The sequence below is a fragment of the Desulfitobacterium sp. PCE1 genome (assembly GCF_000384015.1).
GTDB lineage: Bacteria > Bacillota > Desulfitobacteriia > Desulfitobacteriales > Desulfitobacteriaceae > Desulfitobacterium > Desulfitobacterium dehalogenans.
In genome coordinates this window covers 396,690-413,922 of the sequence record NZ_KB913023.1, presented here as the reverse complement: position 1 = coordinate 413,922, position 17,233 = coordinate 396,690, and the positions used below count along the sequence as shown (strand labels likewise).

Sequence of the window (17,233 nt, the reverse complement as noted above, 5' to 3'; positions counted from 1 at the left end):
TCTATTCCATATCGTCTTCATCAAAGGTCATGGGTTCTTCATCGATCACTTCTTCTTCCTCTTCGAAGAATTCCTCGTCCTCACCTTCAGCGGTTTCATGAGCCGCCGGAGCCGGGAGCTCTTCATGAAGATCGATGCCAAGCTCTTTTGCCGTCTCGGTCACATCCTCATCGATCTCGCGGATTTCGATCTCTTCATCGTTTTCGGAGAGAACACGAACATCAAGTCCTAAGCTTTGCAACTCTTTGATGAGAACCTTAAAGGATTCTGGAACTCCCGGTTCAGGGATATTTTCACCTTTAACGATAGCTTCATAAGTCTTAACCCGTCCGACCACGTCGTCGGACTTGACGGTAAGAATCTCCTGGAGAGTATAGGCTGCTCCATAAGCCTCCAGAGCCCAAACCTCCATCTCTCCGAAACGCTGACCGCCGAATTGAGCTTTACCGCCCAAGGGCTGCTGAGTAACCAAGCTGTAGGGTCCGGTAGACCGGGCATGAATCTTGTCATCCACTAGATGGTGGAGCTTCAGGAAGTACATATACCCGACGGTAATCTTATTGTCGAAGGGTTCCCCCGTTCGTCCATCGTAAAGTATGGTTTTGCCTGTCTCAGGAAGTCCGGCTTGTTTGAGGGTCGCAAAGACATCATCTTCCTGTGCTCCGTCAAAGACCGGTGTTGCCAAACGAAGCCCAAGGGCTTTCGCCGCCCAGCCCAAGTGAGTCTCCATAACCTGACCGATATTCATCCGGGAGGGAACACCCAGGGGGTTCAGGACAATTTCCACAGGAGTACCATCAGGCAGGAAGGGCATATCCTCCTGCTTCATGATGCGAGAGATAACCCCTTTGTTTCCGTGGCGTCCGGCCATTTTATCCCCCACGGAGATCTTCCGTTTCTGAGCGATATAGACCCGTACCAATTCGTTGACTCCAGGAGCCAGCTCATCTCCGTTTTCCCGGGTAAAGACCTTTACATCCACGATCTTACCAGCTTCTCCGTGAGGTACACGAAGGGAGGTATCCCGTACTTCACGAGCTTTTTCGCCGAAGATGGCTCTTAAGAGGCGCTCTTCTGCAGTAAGCTCCGTTTCACCTTTAGGGGTAACTTTTCCCACCAGGATATCCCCAGGGCGAACTTCCGCACCGATGCGGATAATTCCCCTCTCATCCAAATCCTTCAGCACATCTTCCCCTACGTTAGGAATATCCCGGGTGATTTCTTCCGGTCCCAGCTTGGTATCCCGAGCATCGGCTTCATACTCTTCAATATGGATGGAGGTATAGTAATCTTCTTTAACCAGCTTTTCGCTGATTAAGATAGCATCTTCGTAGTTATAACCTTCCCAGGTCATAAAAGCGATCAAAACGTTGCGGCCGAGAGCCAACTCACCATGATCTGTGGACGGACCATCGGCGATGATCTGACCCGCTTCGACTCGTTGGCCTTTCATGACGATAGGACGCTGATTGATGCAGGTTCCTTGGTTGGAGCGCAGGTACTTCAGGAGCTTATGCTTCTCTAAAGTTCCGCCATCATGGCGGATGATGATGTCGTCGGCTGTAGCCCGCTCCACGGTACCATCCTTAGTGGCTAAGACGCAGACCCCGGAGTCCTTAGCTGCCTTGTACTCCATCCCGGTTCCCACATAGGGAGCATCGGTACGCAAAAGGGGTACAGCTTGCCGCTGCATGTTAGCACCCATCAAGGCACGGTTGGCATCATCGTGCTCTAAGAAGGGAATTAAAGCCGTAGCGATGGAAACCATCTGCTTTGGAGAAACGTCCATATAATCAATTCGATCCGGTGCAACCAAAACGAAGTCCGGACCATGGCGCCCATCGATCTTTTCTTCAATAAAGCGCCCTTCATCTGTCAAGGGGGCATTAGCCTGAGCTACGACGAATTTCTCTTCTTCGTCAGCGGTCAGATAGTCGATCTGATCCGTAACCTGGCCGTTGATCACTTTGCGGTAGGGAGCTTCAATGAATCCGTAGGGATTAATCCGGCCATAGGTACTTAAAGAGCCGATCAAGCCGATGTTAGGTCCTTCAGGAGTTTCAATGGGGCACATGCGGCCATAGTGAGAGTGGTGAACGTCACGCACTTCGAAGCCGGCCCGTTCACGGCTTAATCCTCCAGGTCCCAAGGCACTGAGACGGCGTTTATGGGTCAGCTCAGCCAAAGGATTAGTCTGATCCATAAATTGGGATAGCTGACTGCTGCCGAAAAACTCTTTAATGGCCGCCACCACCGGACGGATATTAATCAGAACCTGTGGTGTGATGACATCCACATCTTGAATGGTCATCCGTTCACGGACCACCCGCTCCATACGGGATAAACCGATACGGAATTGGTTTTGCAGAAGTTCTCCTACGGAACGGAGGCGGCGATTGCCCAGATGGTCAATATCGTCCTTGTAGCCTTCTCCGCTCATGAGGGCCAGCATTTGCCGCAAGGAAGCCACGATATCTTCCTTAGTCAAATGATGAACATCGCTGGGAACATTCAGATTTAACTTTTTATTAAGTTTATAGCGACCAACCTTAGCCAGGTCATAACGCTTAGGATCAAAGAATAATGCTTCTAATAGAGAGCGTGCACTATCCACGGTGGGAGGCTCTCCCGGACGCAGACGTTTGTAGATCTCTACCAAAGCTTCCTCTGCAGATTCCGTATTATCCCGCTCCAAGGTAATCCGGATATGCTCGTTATCATCGAAAAGCTCGGCGATCTGCCCATTGGTAGCATAACCCAAAGCCCGAATCAACACGGTAGCCGGAAGTTTACGAGTTCTATCCACACGAACGAAAATATTATCATTAACATCCGTTTCAAACTCTAACCAAGCTCCACGGTTAGGGATAACCGTCGCTCCGAAGACCTTCTTTCCGCTGGGGTCGATGCTTTCGGAATAATAAACACCAGGAGAACGAACCAGCTGACTGACGATAACCCGTTCTGCTCCGTTAATAATGAAGGTTCCCTTAGTGGTCATCAAGGGAAAATCGCCCATGAAGACCTCCTGCTCCTTCACTTCCCCTGTCTCTTTATTAATGAGACGAACTTTAACTCGCAGAGGTGCCGCATACGTTACGTCGCGTTCCTTACACTCTTCCACATCGTATTTGGGCTCTCCTAAGCTATAGTCTATAAATTCCAATACGAGGTTGCCCGTGAAATCTTGAATCGGGGAAATATCTCTAAACATTTCCCTTAACCCTTCATCAAGAAACCACTGATAAGAGTTTTGCTGAATTTCGATTAGATTTGGCATGTCGAGAACTTCTCGAATTCTGGAATAGCTCCAGCGTTCCCGCGTCCCTACCTTAACAGGATAGAACATGTACGCTTCACCCCTCAAGTGTGATGTCCTCGCCCCGAGGATTGTATTATGACATAAACAGCCAAAAGCAAGGCCTCATTTGCAAAACCTCGCTTCGTTGTTTATGGAGATCCCTCTTTCATGATCGAATTAATCAAATGACAATCTCCCCATCGTCACCTTTAGTACTATCTGATAGAAAGTTTCTATCGATGTCCTAAGTTACTGTTTGGAATAGTCTGGATAATTCGTCCATTTTATGTACAGTAACAATTACTAAGGATACCAAGATTATCTTCTATTGTCAAGCAGAAATATTTCTTTTTTTGCAGTTTTATGTCCTTTATGAAAATTATTTTCAAATACTCCCTGTTGCTAAGTAGATTATATCAAAATTGTGTCCAAATAAAAAACCGTTTTCGCGCCGATAGGCTGAAAACGGTTTTCCAAATAGACTAAACTTATTTAACTTCGACAGTTGCACCAGCTTCAACGAGCTTAGCTTTGATAGCTTCTGCATCATCTTTGCTGACTTTTTCTTTAACAGGCTTTGGAGCGCCGTCAACCAGTTCTTTAGCTTCTTTCAAGCCAAGACCGGTGATTTCGCGAACAACTTTGATGACGTTGATTTTTCCAGCACCAGCGTTCATGAGGACAACATCGAATTCAGTTTGCTCTTCAGCAGCAGGAGCAGCGCCACCGGCAGCAGGAGCAGCAGCTACAGCTACAGGAGCAGCAGCGCTAACACCAAATTCTTCTTCGAAAGCTTTGACGAGCTCAGCAAGCTCGAGAACGGTTAAGCCTTTTACGGCTTCGAGAATTTCAGCAGTTTTAGACATTGAAATTTTCCTCCCTAATATCACTTTAAAATAATTTTTGTTTTTGAATCCATTATGGACATCATTATAATTCAGCTACGACGCCTTTGGGACCATCCCCCGCATCATAACCCGAACATCATGGTGCGAACCTCGCGCCATCGACTCTCGATTAAGCTTGAGCTTCTTTAATCTTACGCACTTCTTCCAAGGCATAACCCATTTTGCGGATCGGTCCTTGAAGCACGTTGGCCATGCCTGTGAGGGGTGCTTGCATTCCCCGCAGGACTTGAGCAAGGAGTACTTCGCGCGAAGGAAGTTCTGCAAGGGCTTTAACTCCCGCTGGATCAACCACTTTCCCTTCGACCACACCTGCTTTAATGGCAAAGGTCTTAGAGGTCTTAGAAAAATCGGATAATATTTTAGCTCCTGCAACCGGATCAGCACTGAAAGCGACGGCTGTAGGTCCTTCAAGAAAACCATCCAAACCTTCGATACCGACTTCATGAGCTGCACGACGAACCAAGGTATTTTTCAATACATGGTATTCGACACCGGCTTGACGCAGTTGGGCACGCAGTTGAGTTACTTGAGAAACGGTCAGGCCGCGATAATCAGCCAGTACGACCCCTGTGGAGTTTTGGAACTTTTCCTTAATCTCCGCAACCACTTGTGCTTTTTCTTCGATATTTGGCACTTAAGTCCACCTCCTTCCGAAATACCCACACTAGTAGAAAAACCTCCGCTTCGACTGCAGAGGTTAAGAAGGCCCAATATAACTTAAGGCTATCTTTCCAACCTCGGCAGGACATTAAGCTCTAAGAGCACCTGCTGTCTACAGTGGAAGGCTGTTCAATTCTAGTAGAGTATATCTTATCTATGCAAACCTGTCAAGAAATATTCCAGACACATTTTGGAATCCAATTAATTGGCTTTGACCGGGTTAATCCGCACTCCGGGTCCCATGGTCGAAGACACAGTGACGCTACGGATATACTGACCCTTAGCAGCAGCCGGCTTCGCTTTAACCAAGGTCTCAACAAGAACCTTATAGTTCTGATAGAGTTGTTCTTCGCTAAAGGATACCTTGCCGATTGGGGCATGAATGATACCGGCTTTGTCAGCACGATATTCAATCTTACCAGCTTTGATCTCTTTGACAGCTTTGGCTACATCAAAGGTAACTGTACCGGTCTTGGGGTTTGGCATAAGTCCCTTAGGACCGAGCACACGACCCAGTTTACCGACCATACCCATCATATCCGGTGTAGCTACAACCACATCGAAACCAAACCAACCTTGCTCGATTTTCGCGATCATATCTTCTGCGCCAACAAAATCTGCACCGGCAGCCTCAGCTTCTTTAGCTTTTTCGCCTTTAGCAAATACTAACACACTCCGGGTTTTACCGGTTCCGTTAGGAAGCACCAGGGCTCCACGGATTTGTTGGTCCGCATGACGGGTATCAATACCGAGCTTGAATGCTACTTCAACAGTTTCGTCAAACTTTGCCTTAGCGATCTTCTTAACGACTGCTAAAGCTTCCATAGGCTCATGAAGAGCTTCACGATCAAAAGCTTTAACTGCTTCTTGATAGTTTTTACCTACTTTGGCCATTCTTTAACCTCCTAGTGGTTCTTCGGGACGAGCCCTCCCACAAAAATCTTAACCTTCGACGATGGTGATTCCCATACTGCGTGCAGTACCTTCAACCATGCTCATAGCCGCTTCAATGCTTGCCGCATTGAGATCTTTCATCTTGGTTTCAGCAATCTCACGAACTTTAGCTTTGCTCACTTGAGCTACCTTTTTACGGTTAGGCTCTGAAGAACCTGAATTAATGTTCGCAGCTTTTTTCAACAAAACAGATGCCGGCGGAGTTTTGGTAATAAAGGTAAAGGAACGGTCCTCATAAACGGTAATTTCAACCGGAATAATCAATCCCGCTTGATCCTTTGTACGCTCGTTGTATTCTTTGCAGAAGGCCATAATGTTGACCCCGTGCTGACCAAGAGCTGGACCAACCGGAGGTGCCGGATTTGCTTTACCTGCGTTGATAGCTAATTTAACCAAACCAACGACTTTCTTTGCCATAGTTACACCTCCTTAATAGGGTAATTTACTGCTTAGTCGACTTTCTCGACCTGAGCAAAATCAAGTTCTACCGGAGTCTCCCGTCCAAACATGGACACAGAAACCCGCAGCTTCCCTTTATCTTCAAGGATTTCCCGAACAGAAGCGATGAAATCCTTAAAAGGACCTGATGTTACACGTACGTTTTGGCCCACGGTATAATCCACACGTGTGCGGACTTCTTCCACGCCCATTTGCTTTAAAATAGCTTGTACTTCATGATCCAGCAAAGGGATGGGCTTTGCCCCGGTGCCGACAAAACCTGTCACACCCGGAGTATTGCGCACCACATACCATGAATCGTCCGTCATATCCATTTCCACCAGAACATAGCCCGGGAAAACTTTACGCTTGGCGACCTTCTTCTTCCCATTTTTGATTTCAATCTCATCTTCCATGGGAACAAGAACACGGAAGATTTTATCTTCCATATTCATGGATTCTACGCGCTTTTCAAGATTGGTCTTCACCTTATTCTCATAACCGGAATAAGTGTGAATAACATACCAGTTCTTAGTCATATTTCGAACAGGAACCTCCAATACAAGGCCCCAAACTAACTTGCCGTACTTTCAGGGCAACCTGTTTGAGTACCTATCCGAGAATCTTGGTTATTAAAATACTTAATCCGCTGTCGACAATCCATAGCATGACAGATACAATAGCTACAGCGACGAGAACTACTCCTGTATAAGTCAAAAGCTGTTTGCGGTCCGGCCAGTGTACTTTTTTAAGTTCACTCCATACTCCCTTAAAGTACTCTGTCGACTTTTCTTTTGTAGGAGCATTCGTTTGCTTCTTAACTGCGCCCATCCAATCACATCCTTACAAGACTCTGAGCTACCATTACTGACAACGCAGCCCGGCGTACAGACTTTTTGGCAAATACGCAAAGAAATTTTGCCCAAACGCCAAGCTATGAATTACTTGGTTTCTTTGTGAGCTGTGTGGGACTTGCAAAACTTACAATACTTTTTAACTTCCAAACGATCTGGGTTATTTTTCTTATTTTTTATGGAAGCATAATTCCGGTTTTTACATTCGGTACAAGCTAAAGTAATGCCAACACGCATTCACGAACACCTCCCTGGGCACAACTAAAAATCCGCATTCAATCCATGCTCATAATACATTATCACATGTAATTTACCATGTCAAGAATTTGAAAAATTCAGTATGTAATATAGAAAAACCGCAAAGCTATTAGCCATGCGGTTTTTTGTCCTTGGTTGCGGGAGCCGGATTTGAACCGACGACCTTCGGGTTATGAGCCCGACGAGCTACCGCTGCTCCATCCCGCGACGTCAATCGAGATTCGAGGCACGAAGTTCACGATTCGAACTTCATTTCCTCTCAGATGGTTTCAATTTATTCCAGATCCACAGGATCCCGAATTTTGATAATGGTGGGCAGGAATGGATTCGAACCACCGTACCTTTCGGAACAGATTTACAGTCTGCCGCCTTTAACCACTCGGCCACCTACCCAAGTCACTCATTCATTATATACCAAAAGCTAAAAAAATACACCCTTTTTTATAAAAGAAATCTGCAGCTAATGGCTAGACCACAAAATGAAAAACCGACTTCATCAAGCCGGTAACATGATACTCTTTCTTTTTATTAACTTAATATCCTAGTCAAACACCGGTCATAGCAAAGCATAGCTTATCCATCACGACGTTCCAGGTAACGCTCAAGCTTTCTTTTTACTCTTTGGAGAGCATTGTCAATGGATTTTACATGCCTATGTAGGTCTACTGCAATCTCTTGATAGGATTTGCCTTCGAGGTAAGCCATCAGGACTTTCCACTCCAAGGAACTCAAGATCTCACCCATCTTTTCTTCGATATCATCGAATTCTTCCTGACTGATGATCAATTCCTCGGGGTCGGTTATTCTTGTTCCGGAGATCACATCCAGCAAGGTTCTATCCGAGTCTTCGTCATAGATAGGTTTATTTAAGGACACGTAGGAATTCAAAGGGATATGCTTTTGCCGGGTAGCTGTCTTAATGGCTGTAATAATCTGCCTTGTAATACACAGCTCAGCAAAGGCTCGGAACGAGGAGAGCTTATCACCACGGAAATCTCGAATCGCTTTGTAGAGCCCAATCATCCCTTCTTGGATAATATCTTCACGATCTGCTCCAATAAGGAAGTATGATCTTGCTTTTGCTCTGACAAAGTTCTTGTACTTATTAATTAAGTATTCCTGTGCTTCGGCATCACCGTTTTTGGCCAGCTCTACGACTTCTTCATCCACTATGACTTCATTCGTGTCGCACTCTTCCAACACTTCGAGTTGGGCGTTAAGTGTCAAAGCGATCCCTCCCGTATCATGGTGATGAAGATGTTGTAATGGATTATCGCTCTTGTCCGCAAGAACATACTCATTATACCTTGGAAAAAACGGAAGCGTCAAGGCGAAGTTTTAGAGGTTCTGTCGTCTCATGCACTCTACAAGCCGAGTTTGGGCTTTTGGACCCAGGTCTTCGCATTATAGGACCCGGTTACCCTATTTTTTAGGCAAGTTATTGATGTTTTTTATTTCCCCTCCGCTGACGAAGAACCTCGTACATTAGAATAGAACCCGCCACACTGGCATTTAATGAATTGATCTGTCCTCTCATGGGGAGGCTGACGATCTCGTCACAGGTCTCTTTGATCAGCCGGCTCAATCCCTTACCCTCACTTCCTATGACGATGACCCGTGCTCCTGTAAGGTCGGAGCCATAGACTTCCGTTCCTCCCGCTTCAGCCCCAGAGATCCAGCACCCTGCCTTTTGGAGATCCTTCAGGGTCTGAACCAGATTCCCTACCCGGGCTACCAGGACATGCTCCACAGCACCGGCTGAGGTCTTAGCTACAGTGGCGGTCAGGGAAACACTGCGCCGCTTTGGGATAATCACCCCATGGACACCTGCAGCATCGGCTGTCCGAATGAGGGCGCCTAGATTATGAGGATCTTCCACTTCATCCAAGACGAGGATAAAAGGATCCTCGCCTTTTTCTCCGGCCAGAGCGAGGATATCGTCCACTTCGGCATATTCCCGCGGGGCAACGTAGGCTAAGACTCCCTGATGCTTGGCTTTTTCGGTCAAACGGTCAAGGGCTGCTTTATCCACGAATTGAAAGGGAATCTTCTGGGCCCGGGCATGGCTGACCATGTCCTGGAAGCGGCCAGTCGTACCTTCCGATTGGAAAAGGAGCTTGTTGACAGGCTTGCCCGATTGGAGAAGTTCCCAAACGGCATTGCGGCCGTATACGATTTCGTCGGTCATAGATTAGGGTCATCCTTTCCTTTTTGCTTCTTCAGCGCCTTAATCCGGCCACAGCTCATGGCCCCTTCGTGGCAGATCCCTTGGGTAACGCAGGTGGGTCCGGCTTGGCCAAAGACATTGGGAGCCACTTCCCGGACTAGCTCCAGCATTCTTTGGGCAAGGATGCGGATTTCCCATTGGGCGCGCATGCAGGTTCTATGCTCGAAGAAGTTCATTAAAGAACGGGCATTAAAGGTAGCCATCAACGAGGTGGTACAGGCGTTGGGCAAGATATAGCGGGCATCTTCTGCAGGGACCATAGCCAGCAGGGCTTGGTATTCTTCTTGCAGAGTGGCCATGACATTCTCGAAGCGTTCCAGGGCTTGAGGATTACGGCGTATGGTAGGAGGTATGACGAAGTCAAACCCTTCTTCTTTTACATAACGCTGCGATCGTTGAGAATAGCTGGCGATCCGATGGCGGACCAATTGATGGGACAAAGCACGAGATACGCCATCGATGGAGAATTGAAAGCTGACATGCTCAAAAGGTGAAAGATGACCCATGGAGCGAAGCTTCTGCACGAAATTGGCTACCCTTTCCTCATCCAACTGTTCCATGAGCTCCGGAACCGGATCAGGCGAATAGCACAAACGGGCAGCGGCCGCAATGACTTTTTCCGGATCTGGTGTGTATTGAATCAGTTCAATATTCACTTCTCTCTCCCCCTATAATCAAGTCATCTGTGAAAGACTCTTCTTCCTTGGTGGTTTCACCATTACCTTTTTCTTCATCCTCTTCCCGAATAAACTCGTCCACCTGCTCAAAGGCCCACAGCATACGCTCTGTCCTGCCGGTCAACTGCCAATAGCCCACCAAGGCTTCAAAAGCGGTGGCATGGCGGTAAGTTATGACATCGGTGCTTTTAGGATGGCCTCCTTTGGCATTTCTCCCCCGATGAACCACAGAGGTTTCCTGATCATCGAGATTGGGGAGAATGTGATGAAGAAGCTTGGCTTGGGTCCCCGCCCGAACATATTTGGTAGCCAGACGGTGAAGGTCCTTAACCTTTTCATAACCGTTATTGAGAAGATGAGTCCTGACCCAAAGCTCATAGACCACATCTCCCAGGTAGGCTAGGGTAAGGGCATTCATTTCCTGCCAGGATCTTGGCATGGGATCGGGCAGAATGCCCTTCCCCCCTTTCTCATTTAAGCGTCCAACGCGCTCCTTGAGGAGTATCTTCCAGGACAATCCCCAGATCTTTCAGCCGGTCCCGGATCAGGTCGGACATTTCCCAGTCTTTCTTTTTCCGGGCAATGGCTCTTACTTCCAGAAGGAGATCCATGACCTGCTCCAGCTTTTCGTTACCGGCTTCAACCTTGTTGGCGGGATTAGCCAAATCAAAGCCCAGAACATCAGCCAGCTTCCAAAGAGTACCCCTGGCCTTAAGCAGTCCTTCGGAGCTGTAAGGATAGGCCTGAACATGGGCGTTGATGACTTTTCCCAATTCAAAGAGACTGGCATAAGCCAGAGCAGAGTTAAAGTCGTCGTCCATGGCCTCTTCAAATTCCTTGCGGGCTTCTTCTGCCGCATCCCTTAGTTTTTCATCCGCAGCTGCATCTGCACAGGCCTGTCCTTTGCGGCCCAGTGCTTCATCGGCCAGACGGATACTGGTTTGCAGACGTTCCAAACCTTTCTGAGCCATACGCAGGTTCTCATCATCAAAATCCAAAGGGCTGCGGTAATGAGTACCCAGGAGATAAAAACGAATCACTTCCCCAGGAAAATGTTCAAGAATCTCACGAACAGTAAAGAAGTTCCCCAGGGATTTAGACATTTTCTGCTGATTGAAGGTTAAAAAGGCATTATGCATCCAATAGCGGGCAAAAGTCTCTCCATGGAGATAGCCTTCCGATTGGGCGATTTCATTTTCATGATGAGGGAAGACCAGATCTCCCCCTCCCCCGTGAATGTCAAAGCCCGAGCCCAAATATTTCAGGGACATGGCGCTGCACTCAATATGCCAGCCGGGACGGCCTTTCCCCCAAGGGCTTTCCCAGAAGGGTTCTCCGGGTTTGGCATTTTTCCATAGGGCAAAATCCATAGGGTTGCGTTTGCGTTCTCCTACTTCCACTCGGGCACCGGCTTGCATATCCTCAAGAGTCCGGCCGGAAAGCTTGCCATAAGCAGAGAGCTTGTCCACTGCAAAATAAACATCCCCTTCCACAGCATAGGCTAAGCCTTGCTCCTCCAGACCTTTAATAATCTCAATCATCTCCGGAATATGATCGGTGGCTTTCGGATGTATGGAAGCCGGCATCAAGTTAAGGGCCTTGGCATCCTTAAAGTACTCTTCAATATATTTTTCTGCCAGCTCCAGGGGATCCCTCCCCTCTTCATGGCCCCGATTAATAATCTTATCATCAATATCGGTAAAGTTTTGAACAAAAGTTACATCATAGCCTTTATATAGAAGATAGCGGCGGATCATATCAAAGACAACGAGCATCCGTCCATTTCCCACATGGAAGTAGTTGTACACCGTTGGGCCGCAGGTGTACATGCCCACCTTGCCCTCTTCCCGGGGTATAAACTCCTCTTTTTGATGGCTCATGGTGTTGAATAGCCTAAGTGCCATTGAATTCAGCTCTCCTTTTCCCCTAATTTTTTCTCCAAATAATTAATTCGTTCCATTAGTATTTGCAGCATTTCCTGAACGGGATCCGGCATTTCTTCCGCACGAATCTCCTTATTGCACACAGATTTCGTAACCACATGCAATTCCTTAATAGGCACTCCATGGCGGGAGACCACTTTTCCAGGAACTCCTACCACAGTAGTATTGCTGGGAACAGGTTTAGTCACCACAGATCCTGCCCCGATTTTAACATTATCTCCAATTTTGATGGAACCTAATATCTTAGCTCCTGAACCGATAAATACATTATTCCCAACGGTGGGGTGTCTCTTCCCTTTTTCCTTACCTGTTCCACCTAAAGTCACCCCTTGGTAGATGGTCACATTATCCCCTACTTCGGCAGTCTCCCCAATGACCACTCCCATACCGTGATCAATAAAGAGCCCCTGGCCGATTTTTGCACCGGGATGAATCTCTATTCCCGTGAAAAAACGAGAGGTCTGGGAGATTAATCGAGGGATTAAAACCATATTCCTTTTATACAGGCAGTGTGCCAGACGATGTGCGATCAACGCATGAAGACCCGGATAACAAAGGATAACCTCAACTATCGTTTTGGCCGCCGGATCTCTTTCAAAAATCACATTAATGTCTTGCTTAATTTGGCCAAGCACCACATATCACCTTCTATATATTAAATCCAAAAGAAACAAACCCAATAAAAAGGAAACCCCTCGTCCAGAGACGAAGGATTTCCGCGGTTCCACTCTGATTGAACAGTTTCCTGCTCCACTTATAGCCTTAACGCAGCTTTACGGAAGAATGTGTCCATCCTTCTAACGCTCCAGGACGCACTTCAAAAGATCCTCCGGGATGGCTTCCACCTTTTCCACCCTCTCTTTGACACAGGTATCTTTCTACTCTTTCCCTTCATGACGTGCATTTCATATTCAGATTGCATTAATGGCAACATCTTATCCAAAAAGAAAAAGGATATGTTGTATTCTATGCAGCTTGAGCTCATGGTGTTAGTATAGAGAATCCTTAGGAACCTGTCAATAAAGGAAGTTTCTTGTGAATTTTTAGTGGTTCAATGACTAGCGGCAAGAAAAGCTTTTGTTCCTTCCAATCGGCTCAGGACATTATCCAGTCCTAAAAGAGGAACAATGTCATAGAGTTCCGGTCCATGCATTTGTCCGGTCAGCGCAACCCGGATGGGCATAAAGACTTGCTTACCGCCCAGCTTCATTTCTTTGGTGATCTGCTTAAACAAAGGCTTCACCGTATCCACACTAATTGTATCCAAGCCCTTCAATTTTTCCACAAAGAGGTCTAGCACAGCCGGAACTTGTTCCCCTTGCAGGATCTCCAATGCTTCCCCTTCCGGAGCAGGAACCTCTCCTCCCCGCACATAATGGACAAAATCCTTAACCTGAGCTATATAGGAAAGATGGTTGATGATGGCTTGGACATAGTGAGTCACCCAGGCCCGATCTCCTTCGGAAAGGGTTCCTTGAGAAATGACCCCCATCTCTTGAAGATAAGGCACAGCCAAATCTGTGAGACGGTCGGGATCTGCTTTCTTTATATAATGAGCATTCATATAGTTTAATTTATTCAAGTCAAAAACTGCCGGACTCTTAGAGACCCGATCCAAGGAGAAGGCCTGGATCATTTCTTCCAGAGTAAAGAATTCTTCTTCCCCTGCCGGTGACCAGCCCATTAGAGCAATGAAGTTCACCACCGCCTCCGGCAGATACCCTTTGGCTTGATAATCAATAACCGCTGTATCTCCATCCCGTTTGCTCATTTTTCTTCCTTCAGTATTAAGAATCAAGGAGATATGAGCGAATTCCGGAGTAGGAAGACCCAAGGCTTGGTATATCAGCACCTGGCGGGGGGTGTTGGAGAGATGCTCTTCCCCACGAATGACATGGGTCACATTCATTGTAGTATCGTCGATGACCACGGCAAAATTATAGGTAGGGATGCCATCGGATTTAACAATGACATAATCCCCGATTCCATCACTGTCAAAGATAACTTCGCCCCGCACTCGGTCATTGATCACAATCTGCCGGCCCTCAGGTACCTGGAAACGAACCACAGGCTTACGGCCTTCCTCTTTGTATTTTTTGTGTTCTTCTTCTGAAAGGTGACGGCATTTGCCCAGGTAACGCGGAGTATCCCCTTTAGCAATCAAGTCCTGTCGCTCTTGCTCCAGCTCTTCTTCTGAGCAATAGCAATAATAGGCGTTTCCGCTGGCCAAGAGCTTGTCGGTATATTCCTGATAAAGAGCCAGGCGCTCGGTCTGGCGGTAAGGTCCGTTGTCGCCGCCGACCTCGATTCCTTCATCCCATTGAATGTTTAGCCAGCGCAGAGCCTCCAGGATATTGTGTTCTGATTCCCGGCTGGAGCGCTCTAGATCTGTGTCCTCACTGCGGACGATAAAGACTCCGTTTTCTTTGCGGGCGAGTAAGTAATTAAAGAGGGCGGAACGCGCACCGCCGATATGTAAGGGGCCCGTTGGACTGGGGGCAAAACGAACTTTAAGCATAGGTATCCTCCTTGAATAAATAGTTTAGCTCAAACCTTAACCAAGCACACAATAGCCTGAGAACTGATGCCTTCTTCACGGCCTTCGAAGCCCAGGCGCTCTGTGGTGGTTGCCTTTACTGAGACGTTTCCTATGTCGGTCTTGAGAGCACGGGCGAGATTCTCCCGCATTTGAGAAATATGTGGCGCAAGCTTTGGTCGCTGGGCGGCGATAATACAGTCAACATTACCGATTATATAGCCTTGTTCCTCCAGTAGCTCCATAACATGCTCAAGAAGCTTCATACTCGAAACCCCTCGATACCGCTCATCGGTATCCGGGAAATGCTTCCCCAGATCCCCTAGCGCCAAGGCTCCTAAGAGGGCATCCATGAGAGTATGGGTTAAGACATCAGCATCGGAATGACCTAGCAGTCCTTTTTCATGAGGGATATCTATCCCAGCCAGTATCAGTGGACGTCCTTCCACCAGGGCATGAACGTCATAGCCAATTCCTACTCTTAGCATTGGTTATCTCCCTTTGAATTTTTCTAACGATTATTATACCATTACACACATTCTTTTAGCACGGTCTAATGAGTTACGCCTTGCGTTTGGCAAGGATCATTTCGGCTAGATCCAGATCTTCGGGAGTGGTGATTTTGATGTTTTCCAGGGATCCCATAAGGGTTTGGACCGGATGACCCAGCCACTCGATAAGAGCGGCGTCGTCTGTGGTAAGATAACCCACTTCTCTTGCTTTGCGGTGGGCTTCTTCCAGAAGGGAGCGCTCAAAAACTTGAGGAGTCTGGATAGCCCTTAGAGTTTCCCGAGGGGGTGTCTCTATGACCTCACCCCGGGCATCCACTCTCTTAATTGTATCCTTTACCGGAATAGCCATAATTGCCGCCCTAAATTTTGCCGCCTCTGTAAAAAACCGGTTCAATTCCAGACATGTCAAAAGGGGGCGGGCCCCATCATGGACCGCCACCCTTTTGATTAAGGGGCTAAGAGCTTTAACCCCCGCAAATACTGATTCTTGACGTTCTTCTCCACCTAATACGATGGCAGAGACCTTCTGAAAACCTTCTGTACAAACCAGTTCACCGATTCGTTCCCGATCCTTTTTTGAGCTAACAATTACAATCTCAGCGACAGCCTCGGACCGTTCAAAGAGTGAAAGGGTATGGGTGAGAATCGGGCGTCCCTGTAAAGAGAGGAATTGCTTATTAATGGAGGCCCCCATACGTTTTCCTTGACCTGCAGCAGGGATAATTACACCCAGCTTAACCAAGGGCATTCACCTCATTCGTCGCTGACAGGCCAATCGACTTTTTTTCAACAAGAGCTTTGGGTTTGGCAAAAATCATTCGTCCCGCGGCTGTCTGCAGGACGCTGGTTACCAAAACGGTAATGGTTTGTCCCATATAACGCCGACCTGTATCCACAACGATCATGGTACCGTCATCCAGATAAGCCACGCCTTGTCCTGGTTCTTTACCCTCTTTCATCACCTGAACTTCCATCTCTTCTCCGGGAAGGACAATAGGCTTCACCGCGTTGGCCAGCTCATTGATATTGAGGACCTTAACCCCTTGCAGCTCTGCCACCTTATTAAGGTTATAGTCGTTAGTGAGGATAGGAGCACCAAGATTTTGCCCTAAGCGGACCAATTTGCTGTCCACCTCAGAGATATCCTCGAAGTCTATTTCCATGATCTCCACATTATTAGCCAACTCTTCTTTGGAGATCTGGTTTAAGATATCCAACCCCCGGCGACCGCGATTGCGCTTGAGAAGATCGGAGGAGTCAGCGATATGCTGAAGCTCTTCCAGAACGAAGCCCGGAATAAGAAGGGTGCCTTCGAGAAAACCGGTCTGAACGATATCCGCAATGCGCCCATCGATAATCACACTGGTATCCAAAATTTTATAGTTGGGTTGAGAGGCTCCCATGTTTTGTCTATGGTTACCATCCTTACCCTTACCTTTCTCTCCTTTATCCCCCTTAAATTTCGGAAGAAAGGTAAAAAAGCCCAAGACCTCTTCTTTACGTTTTACTCCAATGATCAAACCTAAGTAACCAAAGGAAACGCTTAAAATAATGGATATCACAGACCCGATAACGGGAATGCCTCTTAAGGCACTACTTAATAAACTAGCAATTATAAGTCCGATAATGACGCCAATTGCTCCACCAATCAAATCGTTTATAGGCACTTTAGTCATGCGAGCATCGAACCAGGAAATCATTTTCAAAAAACCTCGCATGCTCGCCGGAGCAATCAGAAAACCAAGAATAGCAAAAACAGCTACCATCGTTACGTAAGTCCAAATGGGGGAAATCTGCCATCCCAGAGACTGGAGCACATCAAGCCTCAAAAGAATAACATTAAGGTAAAAACCTATGGCACCTGATAAAACCGTGATGATAACGCGCACTATGTTGCGAATCATCATTTCACCTCCTTTATAGTATTTTGGCTGAAACCTTTTTTCATTATACTAGGAATTACCA

At 47.2% G+C, this 17,233-nt stretch carries 18 protein-coding genes, 2 tRNA genes and 2 other annotated features; all 20 genes read right to left on the bottom strand.

All coding sequences use genetic code 11. The annotated features are described in order from the left end of the window. Position 1: 1 nt before the first annotated feature. Complete coding sequence (rpoB, locus tag DESPCE1_RS0102055) at positions 2-3,349, bottom strand: DNA-directed RNA polymerase subunit beta (RefSeq protein ID WP_019849306.1); 3,348 nt, start codon at positions 3,347-3,349, stop codon at positions 2-4. 440 nt (positions 3,350-3,789) lie between these two features. Beyond that, the gene (rplL, locus tag DESPCE1_RS0102050) at positions 3,790-4,167 is read right to left on the bottom strand and encodes a 50S ribosomal protein L7/L12 (protein ID WP_014792376.1); all 378 of its coding nucleotides are present in this window, start codon (positions 4,165-4,167) and stop codon (positions 3,790-3,792) included. Positions 4,168-4,318: 151 nt separating this feature from the next. Further along, on the bottom strand, positions 4,319-4,843 hold the full coding sequence (gene rplJ / locus DESPCE1_RS0102045) for a 50S ribosomal protein L10 (protein ID WP_019849305.1): 525 nt from the start codon (positions 4,841-4,843) through the stop codon (positions 4,319-4,321). Between the two features lie 27 nt (positions 4,844-4,870). After that, positions 4,871-5,005, bottom strand: a sequence feature (ribosomal protein L10 leader region). 65 nt (positions 5,006-5,070) lie between these two features. After that, positions 5,071-5,763, bottom strand: a complete 693-nt coding sequence (gene rplA, locus DESPCE1_RS0102040; protein ID WP_014792374.1) for a 50S ribosomal protein L1 — start codon at positions 5,761-5,763, stop codon at positions 5,071-5,073. Positions 5,764-5,811: 48 nt separating this feature from the next. Beyond that, positions 5,812-6,240 (bottom strand): 50S ribosomal protein L11, encoded by a 429-nt coding sequence (gene rplK, locus DESPCE1_RS0102035; RefSeq protein WP_014792373.1) that lies wholly within the window; start codon positions 6,238-6,240, stop codon positions 5,812-5,814. 32 nt (positions 6,241-6,272) lie between these two features. Further along, complete coding sequence (nusG, locus tag DESPCE1_RS0102030) at positions 6,273-6,800, bottom strand: transcription termination/antitermination protein NusG (protein ID WP_014792372.1); 528 nt, start codon at positions 6,798-6,800, stop codon at positions 6,273-6,275. 73 nt (positions 6,801-6,873) lie between these two features. Continuing rightward, positions 6,874-7,092 carry a preprotein translocase subunit SecE gene (secE, locus tag DESPCE1_RS0102025; protein WP_014792371.1) on the bottom strand — a complete coding sequence of 73 codons (219 nt, stop codon included), beginning with the start codon at positions 7,090-7,092 and terminating at the stop codon, positions 6,874-6,876. Between the two features lie 110 nt (positions 7,093-7,202). Then, entirely contained in the window at positions 7,203-7,352 is a 150-nt protein-coding gene (gene rpmG, locus DESPCE1_RS0102020) for a 50S ribosomal protein L33 (protein WP_005810204.1), read from the bottom strand. 153 nt (positions 7,353-7,505) lie between these two features. Further along, a tRNA-Met gene (locus DESPCE1_RS0102015) sits at positions 7,506-7,580 on the bottom strand. Positions 7,581-7,682: 102 nt separating this feature from the next. Beyond that, positions 7,683-7,766, bottom strand: a tRNA-Tyr gene (locus DESPCE1_RS0102010). 180 nt (positions 7,767-7,946) lie between these two features. Then, a complete protein-coding gene (gene sigH, locus DESPCE1_RS0102005) occupies positions 7,947-8,600 on the bottom strand; it encodes an RNA polymerase sporulation sigma factor SigH (RefSeq protein WP_014792370.1) in 654 nt (217 codons plus the stop codon). 211 nt (positions 8,601-8,811) lie between these two features. Then, entirely contained in the window at positions 8,812-9,561 is a 750-nt protein-coding gene (gene rlmB / locus DESPCE1_RS0102000) for a 23S rRNA (guanosine(2251)-2'-O)-methyltransferase RlmB (RefSeq protein WP_019849304.1), read from the bottom strand. After that, complete coding sequence (gene thyX, locus DESPCE1_RS0101995; protein WP_014792368.1) at positions 9,558-10,256, bottom strand: FAD-dependent thymidylate synthase; 699 nt, start codon at positions 10,254-10,256, stop codon at positions 9,558-9,560. Before thyX ends, rlmB begins: the two co-directional genes overlap by 4 nt. Next, entirely contained in the window at positions 10,246-10,716 is a 471-nt protein-coding gene (locus DESPCE1_RS0101990) for a Mini-ribonuclease 3 (RefSeq protein WP_019849303.1), read from the bottom strand. The genes thyX and DESPCE1_RS0101990 overlap by 11 nt, the downstream gene beginning before the upstream one ends. Before the next feature lie 31 nt (positions 10,717-10,747). After that, complete coding sequence (gene cysS / locus DESPCE1_RS0101985) at positions 10,748-12,181, bottom strand: cysteine--tRNA ligase (protein ID WP_014792366.1); 1,434 nt, start codon at positions 12,179-12,181, stop codon at positions 10,748-10,750. 5 nt (positions 12,182-12,186) lie between these two features. Beyond that, entirely contained in the window at positions 12,187-12,858 is a 672-nt protein-coding gene (gene cysE, locus DESPCE1_RS0101980) for a serine O-acetyltransferase (RefSeq protein WP_014792365.1), read from the bottom strand. Between the two features lie 60 nt (positions 12,859-12,918). Then, positions 12,919-13,124, bottom strand: a binding site (T-box leader). Between the two features lie 147 nt (positions 13,125-13,271). Next, entirely contained in the window at positions 13,272-14,738 is a 1,467-nt protein-coding gene (gene gltX, locus DESPCE1_RS0101975) for a glutamate--tRNA ligase (protein ID WP_019849302.1), read from the bottom strand. A gap of 29 nt (positions 14,739-14,767) precedes the next feature. Beyond that, a complete protein-coding gene (gene ispF, locus DESPCE1_RS0101970; RefSeq protein ID WP_019849301.1) occupies positions 14,768-15,244 on the bottom strand; it encodes a 2-C-methyl-D-erythritol 2,4-cyclodiphosphate synthase in 477 nt (158 codons plus the stop codon). Positions 15,245-15,317: 73 nt separating this feature from the next. Then, positions 15,318-16,010: a 2-C-methyl-D-erythritol 4-phosphate cytidylyltransferase gene (gene ispD, locus DESPCE1_RS0101965; RefSeq protein WP_014792362.1), complete on the bottom strand. Its 693-nt coding sequence runs from the start codon at positions 16,008-16,010 to the stop codon at positions 15,318-15,320. Continuing rightward, a complete protein-coding gene (locus DESPCE1_RS0101960; RefSeq protein WP_019849300.1) occupies positions 16,003-17,172 on the bottom strand; it encodes a PIN/TRAM domain-containing protein in 1,170 nt (389 codons plus the stop codon). Before DESPCE1_RS0101960 ends, ispD begins: the two co-directional genes overlap by 8 nt. Positions 17,173-17,233: the final 61 nt, after the last annotated feature.

What these genes read in the sequence shown, in the direction of transcription:
- rpoB (WP_019849306.1), bottom strand. Translation starts at nt 3,349, where the DNA reads ATGTTCTATCCTGTTAAGGTAGGGACGCGGGAACGCTGGAGCTATTCC.
- rplL (WP_014792376.1), bottom strand. Translation starts at nt 4,167, where the DNA reads ATGTCTAAAACTGCTGAAATTCTCGAAGCCGTAAAAGGCTTAACCGTT.
- rplA (WP_014792374.1), bottom strand. Translation starts at nt 5,763, where the DNA reads ATGGCCAAAGTAGGTAAAAACTATCAAGAAGCAGTTAAAGCTTTTGAT.
- rplK (WP_014792373.1), bottom strand. Translation starts at nt 6,240, where the DNA reads ATGGCAAAGAAAGTCGTTGGTTTGGTTAAATTAGCTATCAACGCAGGT.
- nusG (WP_014792372.1), bottom strand. Translation starts at nt 6,800, where the DNA reads ATGACTAAGAACTGGTATGTTATTCACACTTATTCCGGTTATGAGAAT.
- secE (WP_014792371.1), bottom strand. Translation starts at nt 7,092, where the DNA reads ATGGGCGCAGTTAAGAAGCAAACGAATGCTCCTACAAAAGAAAAGTCG.
- rpmG (WP_005810204.1), bottom strand. Translation starts at nt 7,352, where the DNA reads ATGCGTGTTGGCATTACTTTAGCTTGTACCGAATGTAAAAACCGGAAT.
- rlmB (WP_019849304.1), bottom strand. Translation starts at nt 9,561, where the DNA reads ATGACCGACGAAATCGTATACGGCCGCAATGCCGTTTGGGAACTTCTC.
- DESPCE1_RS0101990 (WP_019849303.1), bottom strand. Translation starts at nt 10,716, where the DNA reads ATGCCAAGATCCTGGCAGGAAATGAATGCCCTTACCCTAGCCTACCTG.
- cysS (WP_014792366.1), bottom strand. Translation starts at nt 12,181, where the DNA reads ATGGCACTTAGGCTATTCAACACCATGAGCCATCAAAAAGAGGAGTTT.
- gltX (WP_019849302.1), bottom strand. Translation starts at nt 14,738, where the DNA reads ATGCTTAAAGTTCGTTTTGCCCCCAGTCCAACGGGCCCCTTACATATC.
- ispF (WP_019849301.1), bottom strand. Translation starts at nt 15,244, where the DNA reads ATGCTAAGAGTAGGAATTGGCTATGACGTTCATGCCCTGGTGGAAGGA.
- DESPCE1_RS0101960 (WP_019849300.1), bottom strand. Translation starts at nt 17,172, where the DNA reads ATGATTCGCAACATAGTGCGCGTTATCATCACGGTTTTATCAGGTGCC.